The following is a 16,114-nucleotide window of genomic DNA, read 5'->3' on the forward strand; positions in this document are numbered from 1 at the left end:
AGTACAAGGATAACAATAATTTAAATCAAAATTCATAAGGGTGAATTAAAGATTCATAAAAATGAATCGACAATATTCTCTTTATCACATACTTAGCCTCTACCACTCTTTGCAGGAATTGATAGCTCATTGTTATATGAAATAATTTTCACTCAAATAGAACTATTTCAATTTTTTTCCTTGATGACGATATAATTGAGGATTCGCCAAAAAGCCTTTTCATATAGGAAGTTGGGATCAACTCGCTAAACCAAAAAATAATGTACGTTGCGATTGATGGGTTTAGTCAACCAGCCGGATCCTTAGGAGAGAAGGTAGTGTACTAGAAAAATGGATTATGTTATGCACAAAAAAAGGGGGCTAAAACAGAATATAAATACTTGAGATCGTAGGATTAGGTTCTTTGAGATAACTTCCTGTTTCTCACATAACATACTTTATCTTGCGATAACAGACAGCAGCATATAAACATTAGGAGGATAACTAGTATGAATTCATTAAAAAAAACGAAGAGTTTGATCAGCGCCCTGACCGGGGCAGCGTTATTATTCTCGCTACCAATGGTGGCAGGCGCAGAGAGCAATATCAACTATTTTGCCCATGCATCCGAAGAACCGGTTACCGTGTCTGAAGCTGTGTATGAAGCAGGATCAGGGGTTCTGAACGTGGGGGCGGCCCAATTTCAAAAATTGACAGTCACTAAGGAGCATCAGGTTAGGAAGACACTCGTTAATCCTAACGCTTCTCCTGAAGCCAAATCGTTGATGAGCTATTTTGTTGATCAATACGGCAAGAGTATACTATCCGGTCAGCAGAACAGTTCTAACATTAGTTGGATGCAGGACGCGATTGGTAAAAAGCCAGCCATTGTCGGATTCGACCTGATGGATTATTCACCGTCTCGAGTCGAGCACGGCGCTTCCTCCGCCGAGATCGAGAATGCGATCGATTGGCACAGCCAAGGCGGTATTGTCACTGTCGTATGGCATTGGAACGCGCCGAAGGGTTTAATTGACCAGCCCGGTAAAGAGTGGTATAAGGGATTCTTCGGGGATTCCACCACTTTCGATGTTGACTACGCGTTGAATCACCCGGAATCCGAGGATTATAAACTTATTTTGCGGGATATCGATGCCATTGCGGTACAGCTTCAAAAGCTAAAAGATGCGAAAATCCCCGTGCTCTTTCGGCCGTTGCATGAAGCGGAAGGGGGATGGTTCTGGTGGGGGGCGAAAGGTCCGGAGCCGTCAAAGAAACTTTACCACCTGGTGTATGATCGCTTAACGAACGTGCATGGTCTGAACAATTTGATTTGGATCTGGAATTCTAGCGCACCGGAGTGGTATCCCGGAAACGATGTTGTAGACATCGTGAGTACGGATCATTATCCGTCTGCGGGCGACTATAGACCAGTCACTGACAAATATGACGCCCTCGTCTCGCTTGTGAACGACCAGAAGCTGGTCGCATTAACCGAGAACGGTGCGATCCCGGATCCAGATTTGCTCTCCAGTGACGGAACAAACTGGAGCTGGTTCACTACCTGGACAGGAGAGTTCCTGACCGATGGCGTAAACAACAGCCGGGAGCATTTGAACAAAGTGTTCAACCATCCAAATGTAATCACGCTCGATGAGCTACCGGATGTAGATCATTACGACCAAAACAATTAACGGTGTTAAAACCAATTTTTCTGATACGTTGCTTGAATAAAATGTATACTTAAACGAATTGATAGCAAGGGTGTTTCTGGGGTAATTCCAAAACACCCTTTTTTTCATGAGCTGCTTAAACTCTAAAGGCTTGTTTGACCTAGCCTGGGCATCTAGCAAGGAGGCTGGCTTCCGATTTGGTGAGAAGAGAGGCAGAGCAGGGAAATAGGCCCATGCAACCTGGTTTAATGGCGGGAAGAGCGTCCACCTAAGAGTCAATACGCACCGTTCTTCGTTCCTGTCGTTCATTTTACGCTGCCAACGGCATAAGGAACTTCAAGAACCCTTGATTTGACAAGGTTTTCCGATAGTGTGGGTTTTGCTTATCCTGTTGTAACGAAGATAATAAGCGCGACGATTTATATAAAATGTAATATATTAATCATAGACCAGTAGACATAATCATAAGCTTGGCGTATATTTCCCCAATATGAACTCTGGGCGTGAAATCAACATATATATTCATCTCCTAGTGAGTATAGGAAGTTGCACAAGAATAGGAATTAGAAATGGAAGGTGATTATCCTTTGATAAGCAAGCTATCTGTATTGAATTATGTATCACCGATTGGAGAGATAGAGATCCAGGGCACCAATGAGGCTGTCTATTCTATTATGTTCTCTAATCGGAATGAGCCTTCAACAAGGGTTATAGAAGAGGTTCCGTTCCAAGTATTAAAGGAATGCGCTAGCCAGCTTGACGAGTATTTTAAAGGCGAGCGCTTTGAGTTTTCGTTTCCTTATGCTTATGAAGGTACAGACTTTCAGCAAAAAGTATGGAATGCGCTGGTGACCGTGGGTTACGGTAAAACGACAGCTTATAAAGATATTGCTCTTGCTATTGGAAATGAAAAAGCGATCCGAGCCGTTGGCAGTGCGAATGGCAAAAATAAGCTGAGCATTGTGATTCCATGTCACCGAATTATTGGGTCCAACCAGAAACTAACTGGCTATGCAGGGGGCCTGTGGAGAAAAGAATGGTTGCTTCAGCATGAGAAGCGTTGTCTGGGATCATAAGGAGGGTATCATGGGTGAGAGAGATATATTTGAAAGAGTTTAAGCCGGAAAGCTGGGCCCACATGGTCCAGCTCTATCAGGAGCGATATGATCAGGTAGATCTGGCGATCAGGGCAAAGGTGGCCCAAAGTCATATTCCAAAGGAGATTCAGATTGTGCTGCTGCCTGACATGGGCGAATATCTGCTGGCTTGGATGGATCTAAAGGTTCCCGCACTTGGTCACGAAACCCCGTCAGATTATTTAAAAAGCGAAGAAGGGATCAAAGCACTGAAGGCAGCCATTCTGCGTATGCCGCGTTAAACCAACTGACTCAAGGAAATACATATGAACATTGAAGATTGAACGTTAGCTAGAAGTAAAGCCAACAAGGTTTGTCCAAATCCCATAAAGCCGTACAAAGGGAGCCGTTGCCCGGCTCCCTTTGGCGATCACAAGCATCCTGTGATATAAAAGCTCTAATTGGCTGAAAGCTCACTCTCCGTCACCCATTTATGATTTTTGACAGGCTCTCCTCCTGTAGTCGGCGTATAATCTACCATGTATACGGTCGTTGGCTCAGCGGAATCTATGGTAGCCTTAGCTCCATCCATCCCCTTCATGTGATCTGCCGTCAGGATAACTTCCGTTCCCGGTGCATAGGGTTCGCTGCCTGCATCCTTAATCTCTTCATGAATAACCCATTTATGATTAGTCACTTTTTCTCCTCCAGTCGTTGGAGTATATGAGACCGTGTAAGCAGTAGTCGTATAAGCACCCACGATCGTGGCCTTAGCGCCGTTCATGCCTGGCATATGGTCAGCTCGAATAATCGCTTGGCTGCCAACTTTGAAGGCTGGATGTTCAGCTTCTTGTAGTCCGGCAGGAAGCTCACTGGAAGTGGAGTGATTCATTTCCGATGTGTCATGCTGTTGACTGCTGTTTGTCGTATGCTCCTGATTCGGCGTGTTACTGTTCCCGCACCCGCTCAAAATAATCATGACTGCACCAGCAAGCAAAGCCCATTGTTTTCTCATATTCAATAGCTCCTTTAGGATTTTATTTTCATATTCAATTATACCCCCTAGGGGTATAATTGAAACGGGATTATATCACATACCTGGTAACCATACCCGTTAACCTGTTCTGCTGACGCCGGAGGGACCTACATCGAATACCATTACAAACTTTTTATTAGATGAGACATATGTTGCGGTTACTCCTGGAGAAGGCTTTTTGAGTATAGCCGTTATGGAACCATGGAAGAAGAAATCACAGGTTTGAGAGCGCAAATCGAAGGGATAAGATGACCCGGATTACGAATGGGATTTTTTAAAACGGGTCATCTTCAGGGCAAGGAAGTTGTTTGCTGCAAGCATGGCAATGTTCAGGAACGTTTAATTTTCGGCTTGCCATACTGATTAATGAGAGTTCGAAGTTGTTTCCCGGCTTGATTCAGTTCCATATCATTCAACACATAATCGGTGCTGACTTCCCAGGTGCTGCGGTCATTAAGGTGAAAAATAAAGGCAGGGAAGCGAGGACGCAGCCATCTGCGGATGGAGGCCCCCACGAATTCGACTTTAGTGATTGCAGACCATGGGATCGTTCGAATACCATCGGAAATACTGTGTTCGTCAAAGATGAACAGGAAGGGTTCCTTACGAAACGTTCTGCTTAAACAAACTACCAAATAACTACCGAAAAAAGGAAGTCCAACCATGGCGGACGTAATAAAGAAAAAGATTTGCAGAGCCGAGATATCTTCGTCGATAAAAATGAGCAATAGCAATAACAGACAAATCAGCACAAACATCAAGCTACCCAGAGCTTTCCAAAATGCCAAGGATCTGCGATATACAATTTTATCCACGGAATACCGCCTCGTCGGGTACAAACGCCTGAATAAACTGAGTTATTCGTTCTCTCCAGTCAGATTCGGTCACACTTTCAATGCGCAGACATGGAGTGGCCTGCATATCCAGTTTTGTATTTCTTACGATCCACACATCATTTGTTCCTTTAAGAACAAATAGCAGATTTGTAACGGAAGGCCCCTCTTCATCCGCGTCCGTGTAGACCATCTGGCTCAAGTTATCTAGACTGCAGTGATTTCGATTAAAATCCTCTCGCCAGTCTTGTATCATTTGTTGATCCGACGCTTGAAGCTTCCACGTTGCCAATTGCTGCATTGTGAAGTTGGATGAGGTCAGCTCATTCCACTGATCTTCTGTCAGATCAACGTATCGGTTATGGGCATTGAAGCTGGGAGCCGACAGACCAAACAATTGATCAATGTCGTGATGCCAGTCTTCTGGGGAAGACCAGCGAAAGAAATGGAGTTCATTGTGACTGGAAAAATGATATAGAAAACGTTCGTTTCCATGGTGTATCGTTAATGTATTTTGCTTGTCCTGCTGCTCCTTGTATCCACGCAGCATTTGGCGGCTTTGTGCCAGATGAGTCAGCAGTTCAACAATGAACGCATCAAATTCAAGCTGCTGTTGCCCGTCATCCTGCTGTTCCAACAAGCCTTTGGATACCAGGCTATGTGTTGCGGCATGAAAAAGCAGTTCCCAGCGATCCTCCGTTAGTTCCCCGTAATAAGATTGGAGCAGACCCGAAGCCATATCCTCTGCACCTAGTGCGGTCAAGGCAAAGCCTAGTTCCTCAAGCGTTAAAATTACCGTTTGTTTATCCATAGTCAGGCTCCTTCACTATCTGTTAAGTGTGTGTTATTTAAATAGTTTGCTGGCCCAGCGTATCCCTTTTTCAGCGAATTTGGCGACTTTTCCACCTGCCCAGCTTCCTACTGTACCGCCGACGTATGCACCGACGGCTGCACCAACCGGACCGCCAATAGCACCACCTACGGACCCCAAAACGACAGCACCGCCATAAGTTGCGGCAGTTTTGATCGCTACGTTAGAAGCAGATACAGCCACATCCGTTCCGGTAAGCTTTCCACTTTTCCATTTTCCAGCCAGATTAATGCCCTCGCCCACAATATTCATGGTGGCATTAATAGGATATAGCTTTTTGGCGATCATGCCGGGAATTTGGCGGGTGGCTATGCCGTAACGACCTTTTTCCACCCCGGCGATGACGTTGCGCGTCCACTGAGGAAAGCTGTTGGCTTTGTTGAATCCCAGACCCAGCTTACCCATTTGAAGCTTTCCAGCTAAACGGTCAAAGCCCTTTAAGCCCTTCATGACAATACCTGGTTTAGCGAATTGGCGGTTTATGCTTTTGCCTAAATTACGCATAAAAGCATTGTTACCCTTGCCCTTTACCCATGCCGCATTATGTATAACCGCTCGAGTGGGATTTTTTAGACTTTTCTTGAATTCTACTGTTTTGGTGAGCACAAGTGTAGAAGCCAGACCGCTATAGATCGCAGTCCCGGCAAAGCCCAGTTGCCCCCGCCATTTATTGGCCTCAGACAGGCTGTTAATGGCTATATCTGCTGGATCGTTTCCTTTTTTCCCGGAAGCTGCTCCTTCATTGCTCTTCATCTGTTCGCTCTGATTTCCTTGACTAATCCCCGCGTCTGCTTGGGTATCTGTTTCCTTGAATTTTACTGCAATGGAACGCAGCTCTGTGCTGACAGAACCGACCGTTTGAGTGAAAGCATCCATTTGTCCACGTGCCTTATGAAAATCCTGATAAAACCGTTGCTGTGTCGTTCCTGCCCAGCTATTCTCTAGCATCTGAATATGCTGTGACAGTTGTCCGCAAATTTGTGCCCCCAGCTCACGTGCCTGCGCGAACTGCCTGGAAACCGCTTCTAGTTTCTCAGGAGGAACCATAATTTTAGCCATGATGTCCACCTCGGATGATTAAAATAATTACCTAATATTTTAGTGACTCCAGCGGAGGTTAGCAAAAAAAGGAGGGGATTTCAGCAAAAAATAAGTCATTTGTATGAGTTCGTGAGGGGGTATAAGGGAAAATAGTAGGAGTTGTTATGATTCGAAATTCTTACATGTTACTCATAAAGAAGATGAAAAAAAGCCTCTCTGTTCAAATGGAGCTTTCCATAAGAATGAGAGGCCATCATGCATAGAAGCTACTATATAATGTGCGACACTCTAGCTTATTTTAAAGGAACCTGCTTGGACAGCTTTTCAAACTGCTGCAAGTGAGGGGTGATCTTGGCGGTAATCCCTTTGAGATATTTGATGGCCGCTTGTCTTTGACGTTCTTTGGTTGCGACCTCTTCAGGGAACATGGAGTATTCCTTTTGGATGGAGCCATTTTTATAATTTACGGAGAAGAGCTCACCTTGCTGCCACCTTTGGACCAGATCCTGATTACTGTGCAAAATATTTAGCACTTCATTTCCGTTTTTATAAGTAAAGCTGTAGTCTGGATCGGCTACAGCATGGATCACTTGGTAGCCGTTCTGTAATCCATTGTTCTGAAAAGTACCGACTTGGATTTCATTCGAACGTATCGTTCCGTCCGTTTGCGTCACTTTATCAGTCTGCGTACCCTTGCCACTTATGGTGTCATTGCTCCACGTTCCGCTATATACGACTTTATGATGTTGTCCATCTGCATCCGTGTATTGATTTATATATTTTCCAGTTCCTGATCGCTTGCCATTCACAAAATCACCCGAATACTGCTTATATTCGCTCCATTTGATCGTACCGCGCCCGTGTGGCTGACCATTCTCAACCTCTCCATAGTAAGTAGCCTGCCCGGATAACTGAAGCAATTCCTTGGTTGCAGCTGCATTCGCTGCAGGTATATTTACCAACAGCGCTCCAGAAATCAGCGATGCAGACACCATAATAGGCAGGGACAAAGCCTTTCCTTTTTGCCAAAGTTTTTGCATCATGAGTTCTCCCCTTTCGAAGCTTTGAGTTTCTACGAATCATGTTCAACGACCCAGCACCGTTTTTATACTATTTTGTGCTTGGTGATTTATAGTTTAATATAGATTGAGAATTATAGGAAACTGTTAAGTGAAAACAGGTAATAAGGAGGGGAATTCTTGAATTTACCAGAACATGGGAGTGAGGATGTATCTAGCATTCTTGCCGTAGAGTTGGTACAGAAGCCTGTGAAGACCATAAAAGGAATCCATCAAGTGGAGCCAGATGCTAATATCTATTGGCTGATTGATGTGGAATTCAGTGGTTTTACGTTGTCAGATGAAGATATTTTGCAATTGCTTAAGGGGTATATTGTGTATGGGCATGTCCATGATTTGCAGATATGGACTAGTGTGGGACGCAGACCGGCAGGCAAATGCCATTATGATAAAATCTGTATTTGTATGGATATATTCGATAATGTAGAGATGCAGATTCGATTGGAGGAAGCCAAGGTTACTGACTTTATGAACACACTGCCAGCGCGATTTCAGGAGAAGGGTACCGTTCGTGTGCTTCCTCGGGAGGACGCTGCTCATGCACGTGCAAAAGCGGAAAAACTTCAAGCATTTGTAGATCAGGAAGGTGAGAGGGAACACACGGTCATGCTTAGGCTGGTAGCAGATCAAGGTCAATCTTACCGCGGAGTGGACATCTGGGATGTCATGCTCAGCCTTGGATTGGAGTGGGGAGATATGGATATTTTCCATGCACACCATCACGGTCCGGGAGGCTCTGATGAACTATTCAGCGTACATACGGGAACCGAGCCTGGATTTTTTTGGCTGAGTACACTTGCAGAGGACCACTTTGCAGATTTGATATTCAGTATGGATGTGGTAAGAACCATGCAGCCGCAAACTGTGTTCGAGGCGATGTGGAACAGTGCCGAATATGCACGCGCCAGACTCGGCGGAACATTAGTCAACGAACAAGAGTTGCGAGCTGTTCCAGAAGATTATCTGCTTCAGATTCAAGAGATGGAAGACAGACTAGATAAGTTTGGTTTTAAAGCAGGTGAGGAAGTTGTGATGTTTCTATTCTAGGTTAGAAAGGAGTGGTTTCGTTGTCTAGCAGCTCCATTGAGAAGCTAAGAATGATCCTAAAACGGAAAGCTACTATATTTCATACAGGGGGCCGCAGACCGTCGGATTCCCTTGATCAGAGCTGGATTGGTAGAGTTACAGTAGCTTTACCGACAGAGGAACAGCCGATTGATGAGCAGGGGAATGTTATGGCTCCGATCATGCAACTGTATTTGCCTGCTTTGCCATTTGTGCCTCAAGCTATGCGTAATATCAAGCTGATGACGGTCTTCCTGTCCCCCGATGTGCTGGATCATGAGGACATGGAAGGATATATGTGCATTCGTGAGTATACGTCGGTAGAGGATTTGGTGGAAAAAGATTTTGGTCCGGCATTTATGCAAATCAAAGCGTTTCCGTTATTCCCCGAGCTCATCGAGAATGACTATCCCGTTTGGGACGGTGAAGACATCCCTGAGGAGTATGGCAATGCCCTCAACCATATGGACGAAGAGGAACCCGACTATTTTGAGGACATCGTAGAGGAAATATATGCGGTTCACAAAATGGGTGGCTATCCCAGCTTTATTCAACCAGGCATCGACTTTGGCGAAGGCTATGAATTTGTGTTTCAGATTGCGTCAGACACCAAAGCTGGATTGAACATTGTCGATGGGGGCAGCTTTTATTTTGCCAAGTATCAGGATGATGGAGATTGGCGGGGTTACTTTGATTTTTACTAAAAAGCTCATGTAGAGAAGAGCCTGACAGCGATCGTTTTGTAGAGCATGGTTCGAATATGTTTGAGCCTATCGAAGTTTTCCTGAAAAGTAACTCCGGCATGTTGGTGCAAGCCTTCTTGGAAATCCTTTTTATAACGGAGCATAGCTTCCGGGTAAAGGCCTATGATATGGATTTGATTCCATGTCGGAAAGGCGTCATGATGGTGCCACACTTCCAATGTTTCAAGGGCAATCATCATGTAGCACCACTTTTTATGCTCAAGAATGTTTCGCATATGGGGCTTGCACATCTACATATTCAACAGCAAAAAAGGGCTTGAATGCACGCCGCTGTACATGTTGCGGTGGTGTTGGGGAGTTCGATTGGGGCGTGCTGATCATCAATTCGCTGCGTACCTCTATTTCTTTTGGAAAGCGGGTCAGCTGTTGCTTTAACTTCACATATTGCTCGGCGGTCGATTTGCTTTCAACTTGTAGAAGCAGCAGGAAGTTACATGAATCGAATTCTCCATGTTTTTCTGCTGTCAATCGCAATCTGTATACTTCATAGCCTTGGATCGTATGCTCAATCATACATTGTCATGTTCAGTATGAAACGATATACTCGTAATTTAGAAACTATTGAAATGAGGAAAAAAGATATGAATGTTTTAGGTCAGTTAGGATCTGCTATCCAGAGCAGCCTATTTATTCAATCCGAACTGAAGAAAGCTCATGCATTGATTCAAAAGCACGACCTGCCTGTAGAGCAGGTGGAAGATGATTTTCACAAGCAAATTATCTTGCTGGAGCAATATGCTGGCACTCGCATTTTTCAGCAAGGGCTTGCCAGATACAAAGTAATCAATGCAACGCTTATGACCCTATCTGTGCTCGTATTGCTGGCAGCATGTATTGTTGCAGCGGTGGAATATTTGCAGCCGGAGCGACATCTGCTGGATGTGCTGATAAATGCCATGTTCGAATATTGGGTTCCATCTATTACGATACTTAGTGTTGTATTTGTGGGTGTGATCGTGCTTGGTATCGTTAGAAATGTTTGTGCTAGTCGATTACATACACGCGTGCTGGATCGGGCCTGGCAGGCCATTTTCCATCATGTGGACAAACGAGGATAAAGAGTTGCTGTAGAAGATTGGCATATCAGCTTAAGGAGTGGCAGCAATGAATGACTGGGAATCGGGAATCATTCAGGTTAATGATGAACACGCGATTTATTCTTCTTTAACGGAAGATCAGTTGTCAGAGACTGCTTTCTATTCAAACTATTTTCATTCTATAAGAAAGCTAGGGAATGGGTATGTTTGGTATCATTTTGATCAGGTTCCTTTGCTGCATCGGCACTTTTTTGTGTCTGTATGCTTTAAGGATTCAAACTTAATTGTGGTGGAGATCTCGCTTCAGGGCAATCAATTTCCAACCTCATGGGATAATTGGTCTGAAGAAGGGGAGAGGAAGCGGCTAAGGGAGCATAATCGTTTGTTAGAACAACATTTGTCCATGAAGCCAAGCTATCGCCAAACCAAGCCATACCCCTATATGGAATATGAACTGAACTGGGGGAAAATCTCTTCTTATTTTGACCCCCGGTCGGGAAATACGGCCATTGCTTTTAAGTATAAAGATGAATGTTGAAGGTGAAAGTGTCAGATGAGTAAGGAGAAGTGTGATGGATAAAAAAGCAAAGAAAATACTCATGAATACATTCTGGTCCTCCAGCGGCTGGAAGCAGGAACGGGGGCCCTTCTCGGGTGAAGATTTTGAATATGCCAAAAGTAAGGGCTTGATGTTCGATCCGATCACCATTACACATGATGAGATTATAAAAAGGTTATACGAGCTGCACCAGCAAAAGGCTACAAAAGAGCGAGTGGCAGCGGCGTTTTTGCACAGTCTTTCTACGAAAAAGGTTCATTTGCGCAGCGCCTTGTCGAGCTGGGCATTAACCGCAAGACTGCCACTGCATAACTATGGGGAACGACCTGTTGTCCTGCCCAATTACAGCAGCTGTGGGGATTGTAATTTTCATAAATTAATGTCCGATAAGGAATACGTCAATGCGGATTTGAATGTACTGAATTTTGAACGAATCAAATGGGGAGGTATTCGGCTGAATCACCTTCTTTACTGCTGGATGGACCTTGAATTGTTTAGTCAAGAAGAGCAGTATCAGGTTTCTGATCAGGATCTGGCTATCCTTCACAGCATGCTGGAAGCTGTTCAGGACTGTGAGGCTCAGAACGGTGCGCGGCAATTGGAAAAGCGCTGGAAGGAGGTGTTCCCATCCAGCAAAAATGAACGCGACGTGGTTATGGAAGTATGGGGGTATGCGGGCTTGCTGGCACCACAGGACACACCTCGCAGACGTCGCGGCGGCAATGATGATTTTTATTCCGTAGCAAGTTGGCAAGGAGATGACGGATACTCCCAGGAAGCGCTGGACTATTATTTCGGTACGTTTTTATAAAAAAAAGTGAAGGTTTATCTTCAGGTTAGGCTATTCCCCCAAACAAAAAAGGGAACTCCCTGATTGGTTCAATTGGACAGAATACTTAGAATTAAAGTAGGGTGAAAAATTGAATTTTGGGGGAATGGATGATGAATCGATTAACCGAAGTTATAAAGATATTAAACATTGTGAAAAAAGGAACAAGACTTTGAAAGGGATCAGTAGATATATCCCCAATCAGCATGGAGCCTGGGCGATGCTCATCCTTCCATTTTTGTTTGGCTTAGCTGCTTCTCCAAAACAATTCATTCATATACCTCTATTCGTATGCTGGTTTTTTATCTATTTATTTAGTTTTCCTGTTCTCCAATGGATCAAAACGGGAAACAGTAAAAGATACCGTAAACCTGTTGTTATATACGGAGCAATACTCCTCCCTCTTTTAGCTTCTCTAGTATGGGTTAAACCTGCGTTGATCTGGTACGGAGTTCTGCTCCTGTTCTTTTTTATGGCTAATATGTATTACGCCAAAATGAAGAATGAACGTGCTTTGTTAAATGACATTGCTGCGATTTTGCTTTTCTGCTCTTTTATATATCCTGTTGTTCATATTGGCGAAGGCGGAGATTGGACACTAACCACAGAGCTATTTTTGTTGTTGGTGTGTTATTTCATAGGAACGGCTCTTTATGTTAAAACGATCATTCGTGAAAGAAAAAATCCACGTTACTATTATGCGTCTATTATCTATCATCTGATCATTGTGCTGTTGGCCGTCTGGATCAAGGTGTTTTTGATTATTCCATTTTTAATTTTGTTATTGCGAGCTATATGGCTTCCTAAATTCGAGTTAAAGGCAAAGCATGTAGGCATGGCTGAAATTGGATTTTCATTGATGCTCTATGTATCTGTGCTGTTTTTATATTTTTAAAAAGGAGAGACATCAATGAAATCTTTGCAAACGCCACGAGATTATCGCGTAGACCCGTTTATCGTCATTTGGGAGGTAACGAGAGCTTGCGCATTAAAATGCCTTCATTGTAGAGCGGAAGCTCAATATAAGCCTGACCCTCGTCAGCTGACATTTGAAGAGGGCAAAAAGCTGCTCGATCAAATCGCTGAAATGAATCATCCGCTGGTGGTTTTCACAGGTGGAGATCCGTTAGCGCGTCCCGATTTGTTTGAGCTGGCTCAATATGCCATTGAGAAGAAAAAGCTATCGGTTTCCATGACACCCAGTGCGACCCCGAAAGTGACCCGAGCAGCGGTCGAAAAAGCAAAGCAGGTTGGCTTGTCACGATGGGCTTTTAGCCTTGATGGTTCATGTGCGGACATTCACGATCATTTTCGCGGGACTGTGGGTTCTTACAATACGACTATGCGGGGAATTGGCTATTTGAAGGAACTGAACATTCCTATCCAAGTGAACACGACCGTCTCTCGCTACAATCTTCATGACCTGGAGCACATTGCAGAGAAGGTAAAAGAAATGCAGGCGGTGTTATGGAGCTTGTTTTTTCTCGTTCCAACCGGGCGTGGTATGGAAAAAGATATGATTACTCCTGATGAACATGAGGCTGTAATGAAGTGGTTGTATCAGATACAGCAACAGATGCCCTACGGTGTAAAGGCTACCGAAGCACCTCACTATCGAAGGGTTGTCCTACAGGAAAAGCACAAAGCAGGACAGCATAGTGCAACGTTCGAACACAAAAGGGCAGATGTTCTGGGACGCGCTCCTAAAGGTGTAAATGATGGAGATGGATTTGTTTTTATCAGTCATATCGGTGAGGTGTACCCGAGTGGCTTCCTGCCGCTAACATGCGGAAATGTACGAAAGGATAGCTTGGCCCATATTTATCGTAACTCTCCAATTATGAACCATCTTCGAGATAAATCTCTGCTTAAAGGCAAATGTGGAGTTTGCGAATTCAATACAATCTGTGGAGGCTCCAGAGCAAGGGCTTTTGCAATCACAGGAGATTATCTGGAGAGTGACCCATATTGTGCATATATGCCCGGAGTGGGAAAGGAAACGTGTGCTCATGAATAAAAATGCTAAAAGAGTTGTGATCCTCGGTGGAGGAATAAGCGGTTTAAGTGCTGCTTATTACGTGAAAAAGCTGGCCGAGGACAGGCAGCTTGAAGTGGAGATTACACTGGTGGAGAAAAGCGACCGTCTGGGAGGAAAGTTGCAAACGGTTCGCCAAAACCATTTTATGATTGAAAAAGGACCGGATGCTTTTCTGGCCAGAAAGACGGCTATATTGGATCTGACTATGGAATTGGGGCTGGAAGCCGATTTGGTGTCAACAAACCCAAAGGCCAAGTCGGCCTCCATTTTGCATAAAGGCAAGCTGCATACCATGCCGATGGGTTTTATTTTAGGTATTCCAACGAAGTTAACTCCCTTCATTCGGACAGGATTGATTTCTCCACTGGGAAAAGCGCGCGCAGCCCTGGATTTAATCATTCCAGCCAAGCAAGGCGATACGGATGAATCGCTGGGGGATTTTATCAAGCGGCGTCTAGGTAAAGAGGTGTTGGAGCAGATTACTGAGCCTTTGCTATCTGGTATTTACGCTGGCGATACGTATTCTCTTAGCCTCAAGTCAACCTTCCCTCAATTTAAGCAAATGGAGCAAAAGCATCGAAGTCTGATTATAGGTATGGCTAAAGGGGCAGGGAGAAGATCGGGTGCACCTAACAAATACCCGGAAATCGCCAAGAAGAGCATGTTTCTTTCCTATCAACATGGATTATCGACCATCGTGGAGCGGTTAAAGGAAAAGCTCGACACTGTCCAATTTGTGATGGGGCAACGTGTGGCTGAGGTAAGAAAAGAGAACGGTTATCAGGTAGTCCTGGATCAAGGACAAATCATAGATGCAGATGCCGTGATCTGCGCTGTTCCAGCCTTTGAGGCTGCTACATTATTTTCCGATATCGCAAGTGTGAGCTGGCTCCATAAGATCAAGTACGTTTCGGTAGCGAATATTTCCCTGGCGTATAAAAATTCAGAACTTCGTCTTGCTTATGAGGGTACAGGATTTCTAGTTCCCCGTAAGGAAGGAAAAATGATTACAGCCTGTACTTGGTCATCGACAAAGTGGAGCCATACCGCACCTGAGGGCTATACACTCTTGCGGACTTATATTGGACATGCAGGTGCACAGGAATGGGTTCAGATGACAGATGAGGAACTGGTAGAAGCAGCCCGCAAAGACCTAAAGGATCTAATGGGGATCGAAGCTCAACCTGAAATGACCGAGGTTAGCCGATGTAATCAATCGATGCCGCAATATCCAGTTGGACACAAAGAGCATATGGCGAAGGTGAGGCATGATTTGTCACAGTATTTTCCACATGTGTTTCTATGCGGTGCTGGTTATGGAGGGGTTGGCATCCCAGACTGTATCGCCCAAGGTAAGGAAGCCGCTGAAGAGCTGGTGTCAGGTTTTTTATAAACAGGCAGGTACTTTCCATAAGTGAAAGAGGGAACACCCTGATTGGCTCAGTCTTTTGAGAGGCATAAAATGAGAATTAAGAATAAAAATGAAGTAGATGGGGGAATGAAAAATGAGTCAGTTAACGGAAGAAACATGGGTAGCGGACATTGTGAGAGAAGTACCCAAAACAAGTGACTTGTTCCGCAAACTACGGATTGACTTCTGCTGTGGCGGGAAAATACCGCTCCGTGAAGCAGCAGAGAGTCGAGGTCTTCACGCTGATGAATTGCTGGCGCGGGTGCATGAAGTGGAGGAAAATCAGGCACAGCACAAGCAAATGCAACCTTCCTCACTGGAACCTAAGGAACTGATCGCCTATATCCAGGACGAGTATCATACAAAGTTATGTGAAGAACTAGCGGCGCTCACCCCGTATATTACCAAACTAACGCGGGTTCATGGCGAACGTTATTCACACCTGAAGCGAGTGAATGAACTTTATACCTTGCTTAAACAGAAGTTATCGTTACATATTCAATTCAAGGAAAACCTTCTGTTTCCGCTGATTCAAGCATTTCTTCAAGACTCGGCATTTGAACGTGTGGATGCACTTCATTTTCATTTATCCGAGTTGCAAGATGAGCATCAAGCGGTTGTAGATTTATTGCAGGAGCTGCGCTTGATTACCAATGGCTTTGAGCCGCTACAGGAAGCTTGTGGCACGCACCGACTAGTGTTGAAGCGATTGGAGGACCTGGAAGCGGACATTTATAATCATATACTGCTTGAGAATTGTACGTTAGTTGAACGTACCAGACAGGCACAACTCCATTCATGATGTGACCTATTACTTCATATA

18 protein-coding genes and 1 pseudogene are annotated in these 16,114 nt (G+C 44.5%); 12 read left to right on the top strand and 7 right to left on the bottom strand.

The annotated features are described in order from the left end of the window. Positions 1 to 638: 638 nt before the first annotated feature. From ABEW32_RS10390 to ABEW32_RS10400, 3 genes and pseudogenes are all read left to right on the top strand, one after another. Positions 639 to 1,643, top strand: a pseudogene (locus tag ABEW32_RS10390) (glycosyl hydrolase); the annotation flags it as partial. A gap of 599 nt (positions 1,644 to 2,242) precedes the next feature. After that, positions 2,243 to 2,728 carry a methylated-DNA--[protein]-cysteine S-methyltransferase gene (locus ABEW32_RS10395; RefSeq protein ID WP_430187615.1) on the top strand — a complete coding sequence of 162 codons (486 nt, stop codon included), beginning with the start codon at positions 2,243 to 2,245 and terminating at the stop codon, positions 2,726 to 2,728. Positions 2,729 to 2,742: 14 nt separating this feature from the next. Continuing rightward, positions 2,743 to 3,030 carry a hypothetical protein gene (locus tag ABEW32_RS10400; protein ID WP_430187296.1) on the top strand — a complete coding sequence of 96 codons (288 nt, stop codon included), beginning with the start codon at positions 2,743 to 2,745 and terminating at the stop codon, positions 3,028 to 3,030. A 155-nt stretch (positions 3,031 to 3,185) separates the two neighbouring features. Here the strand turns inward: ABEW32_RS10400 and ABEW32_RS10405 are convergent, their stop codons facing one another. The 5 genes from ABEW32_RS10405 to ABEW32_RS10425 all read right to left on the bottom strand — a co-directional run bounded on the left by ABEW32_RS10405 (position 3,186) and on the right by ABEW32_RS10425 (position 7,549). Beyond that, positions 3,186 to 3,743, bottom strand: coding sequence for a YdhK family protein (locus ABEW32_RS10405; protein ID WP_430187299.1), 558 nt, complete (start codon positions 3,741 to 3,743; stop codon positions 3,186 to 3,188). 350 nt (positions 3,744 to 4,093) lie between these two features. After that, the gene (locus tag ABEW32_RS10410; protein ID WP_430187301.1) at positions 4,094 to 4,579 is read right to left on the bottom strand and encodes a DUF5381 family protein; all 486 of its coding nucleotides are present in this window, start codon (positions 4,577 to 4,579) and stop codon (positions 4,094 to 4,096) included. Beyond that, positions 4,572 to 5,408 carry a hypothetical protein gene (locus tag ABEW32_RS10415; protein WP_430187303.1) on the bottom strand — a complete coding sequence of 279 codons (837 nt, stop codon included), beginning with the start codon at positions 5,406 to 5,408 and terminating at the stop codon, positions 4,572 to 4,574. Before ABEW32_RS10415 ends, ABEW32_RS10410 begins: the two co-directional genes overlap by 8 nt. 33 nt (positions 5,409 to 5,441) lie before the next feature. Further along, entirely contained in the window at positions 5,442 to 6,527 is a 1,086-nt protein-coding gene (locus tag ABEW32_RS10420; RefSeq protein ID WP_430187306.1) for a WXG100 family type VII secretion target, read from the bottom strand. Positions 6,528 to 6,802: 275 nt separating this feature from the next. After that, positions 6,803 to 7,549 carry an MORN repeat-containing protein gene (locus tag ABEW32_RS10425; protein WP_430187617.1) on the bottom strand — a complete coding sequence of 249 codons (747 nt, stop codon included), beginning with the start codon at positions 7,547 to 7,549 and terminating at the stop codon, positions 6,803 to 6,805. Positions 7,550 to 7,708: 159 nt separating this feature from the next. On the opposite strand from ABEW32_RS10425, the gene ABEW32_RS10430 reads away from it, so the two are divergent. After that, positions 7,709 to 8,635 (top strand): cell division protein ZipA C-terminal FtsZ-binding domain-containing protein, encoded by a 927-nt coding sequence (locus ABEW32_RS10430; RefSeq protein ID WP_430187308.1) that lies wholly within the window; start codon positions 7,709 to 7,711, stop codon positions 8,633 to 8,635. Positions 8,636 to 8,646: 11 nt separating this feature from the next. After that, positions 8,647 to 9,357, top strand: coding sequence for a DUF1963 domain-containing protein (locus tag ABEW32_RS10435; RefSeq protein WP_430187311.1), 711 nt, complete (start codon positions 8,647 to 8,649; stop codon positions 9,355 to 9,357). 5 nt (positions 9,358 to 9,362) lie between these two features. Here ABEW32_RS10435 and ABEW32_RS10440 read toward each other — a convergent pair whose 3' ends face one another. Both ABEW32_RS10440 and ABEW32_RS10445 read right to left on the bottom strand, forming a co-directional pair. Then, positions 9,363 to 9,596 carry a hypothetical protein gene (locus tag ABEW32_RS10440; protein ID WP_430187314.1) on the bottom strand — a complete coding sequence of 78 codons (234 nt, stop codon included), beginning with the start codon at positions 9,594 to 9,596 and terminating at the stop codon, positions 9,363 to 9,365. A 19-nt stretch (positions 9,597 to 9,615) separates the two neighbouring features. Next, positions 9,616 to 9,930, bottom strand: coding sequence for a hypothetical protein (locus tag ABEW32_RS10445; protein WP_430187317.1), 315 nt, complete (start codon positions 9,928 to 9,930; stop codon positions 9,616 to 9,618). A gap of 68 nt (positions 9,931 to 9,998) precedes the next feature. Here ABEW32_RS10445 and ABEW32_RS10450 point away from each other — a divergent pair, with 68 nt between their 5' ends. The 7 genes from ABEW32_RS10450 to ABEW32_RS10480 all read left to right on the top strand — a co-directional run bounded on the left by ABEW32_RS10450 (position 9,999) and on the right by ABEW32_RS10480 (position 16,093). Continuing rightward, positions 9,999 to 10,475 carry a DUF6097 family protein gene (locus ABEW32_RS10450; RefSeq protein ID WP_430187319.1) on the top strand — a complete coding sequence of 159 codons (477 nt, stop codon included), beginning with the start codon at positions 9,999 to 10,001 and terminating at the stop codon, positions 10,473 to 10,475. Between the two features lie 46 nt (positions 10,476 to 10,521). Continuing rightward, positions 10,522 to 10,992: a hypothetical protein gene (locus ABEW32_RS10455; RefSeq protein WP_430187321.1), complete on the top strand. Its 471-nt coding sequence runs from the start codon at positions 10,522 to 10,524 to the stop codon at positions 10,990 to 10,992. A 34-nt stretch (positions 10,993 to 11,026) separates the two neighbouring features. After that, a complete protein-coding gene (locus ABEW32_RS10460; protein ID WP_430187324.1) occupies positions 11,027 to 11,824 on the top strand; it encodes a hypothetical protein in 798 nt (265 codons plus the stop codon). Between the two features lie 124 nt (positions 11,825 to 11,948). Beyond that, complete coding sequence (locus ABEW32_RS10465) at positions 11,949 to 12,737, top strand: YwiC-like family protein (protein WP_430187326.1); 789 nt, start codon at positions 11,949 to 11,951, stop codon at positions 12,735 to 12,737. Between the two features lie 15 nt (positions 12,738 to 12,752). Further along, positions 12,753 to 13,859 carry a TIGR04053 family radical SAM/SPASM domain-containing protein gene (locus ABEW32_RS10470; RefSeq protein WP_430187328.1) on the top strand — a complete coding sequence of 369 codons (1,107 nt, stop codon included), beginning with the start codon at positions 12,753 to 12,755 and terminating at the stop codon, positions 13,857 to 13,859. After that, on the top strand, positions 13,852 to 15,273 hold the full coding sequence (hemY, locus tag ABEW32_RS10475) for a protoporphyrinogen oxidase (protein WP_430187330.1): 1,422 nt from the start codon (positions 13,852 to 13,854) through the stop codon (positions 15,271 to 15,273). Before ABEW32_RS10470 ends, hemY begins: the two co-directional genes overlap by 8 nt. A gap of 112 nt (positions 15,274 to 15,385) precedes the next feature. Next, entirely contained in the window at positions 15,386 to 16,093 is a 708-nt protein-coding gene (locus tag ABEW32_RS10480; protein WP_430187332.1) for a DUF542 domain-containing protein, read from the top strand. The last annotated feature ends 21 nt before the right edge of the window (positions 16,094 to 16,114 follow it).

Origin of the sequence: Paenibacillus jamilae (genome assembly GCF_050482105.1) — a bacterium.
In the GTDB taxonomy this organism is placed as follows: Bacteria; Bacillota; Bacilli; order Paenibacillales; family Paenibacillaceae; genus Paenibacillus; species Paenibacillus jamilae_B.

Excerpts from the sequence above, each read along its gene's own strand:
- ABEW32_RS10405 (WP_430187299.1), bottom strand. The coding sequence starts at position 3,743 with ATGAGAAAACAATGGGCTTTGCTTGCTGGTGCAGTCATGATTATTTTG.
- ABEW32_RS10415 (WP_430187303.1), bottom strand. The coding sequence starts at position 5,408 with ATGGATAAACAAACGGTAATTTTAACGCTTGAGGAACTAGGCTTTGCC.
- ABEW32_RS10420 (WP_430187306.1), bottom strand. The coding sequence starts at position 6,527 with ATGGCTAAAATTATGGTTCCTCCTGAGAAACTAGAAGCGGTTTCCAGG.
- ABEW32_RS10425 (WP_430187617.1), bottom strand. The coding sequence starts at position 7,549 with ATGCAAAAACTTTGGCAAAAAGGAAAGGCTTTGTCCCTGCCTATTATG.
- ABEW32_RS10440 (WP_430187314.1), bottom strand. The coding sequence starts at position 9,596 with ATGATGATTGCCCTTGAAACATTGGAAGTGTGGCACCATCATGACGCC.
- ABEW32_RS10445 (WP_430187317.1), bottom strand. The coding sequence starts at position 9,930 with ATGATTGAGCATACGATCCAAGGCTATGAAGTATACAGATTGCGATTG.
- ABEW32_RS10450 (WP_430187319.1), top strand. The coding sequence starts at position 9,999 with ATGAATGTTTTAGGTCAGTTAGGATCTGCTATCCAGAGCAGCCTATTT.
- ABEW32_RS10455 (WP_430187321.1), top strand. The coding sequence starts at position 10,522 with ATGAATGACTGGGAATCGGGAATCATTCAGGTTAATGATGAACACGCG.
- ABEW32_RS10460 (WP_430187324.1), top strand. The coding sequence starts at position 11,027 with ATGGATAAAAAAGCAAAGAAAATACTCATGAATACATTCTGGTCCTCC.
- ABEW32_RS10465 (WP_430187326.1), top strand. The coding sequence starts at position 11,949 with ATGGATGATGAATCGATTAACCGAAGTTATAAAGATATTAAACATTGT.
- ABEW32_RS10470 (WP_430187328.1), top strand. The coding sequence starts at position 12,753 with ATGAAATCTTTGCAAACGCCACGAGATTATCGCGTAGACCCGTTTATC.
- hemY (WP_430187330.1), top strand. The coding sequence starts at position 13,852 with ATGAATAAAAATGCTAAAAGAGTTGTGATCCTCGGTGGAGGAATAAGC.
- ABEW32_RS10480 (WP_430187332.1), top strand. The coding sequence starts at position 15,386 with ATGAGTCAGTTAACGGAAGAAACATGGGTAGCGGACATTGTGAGAGAA.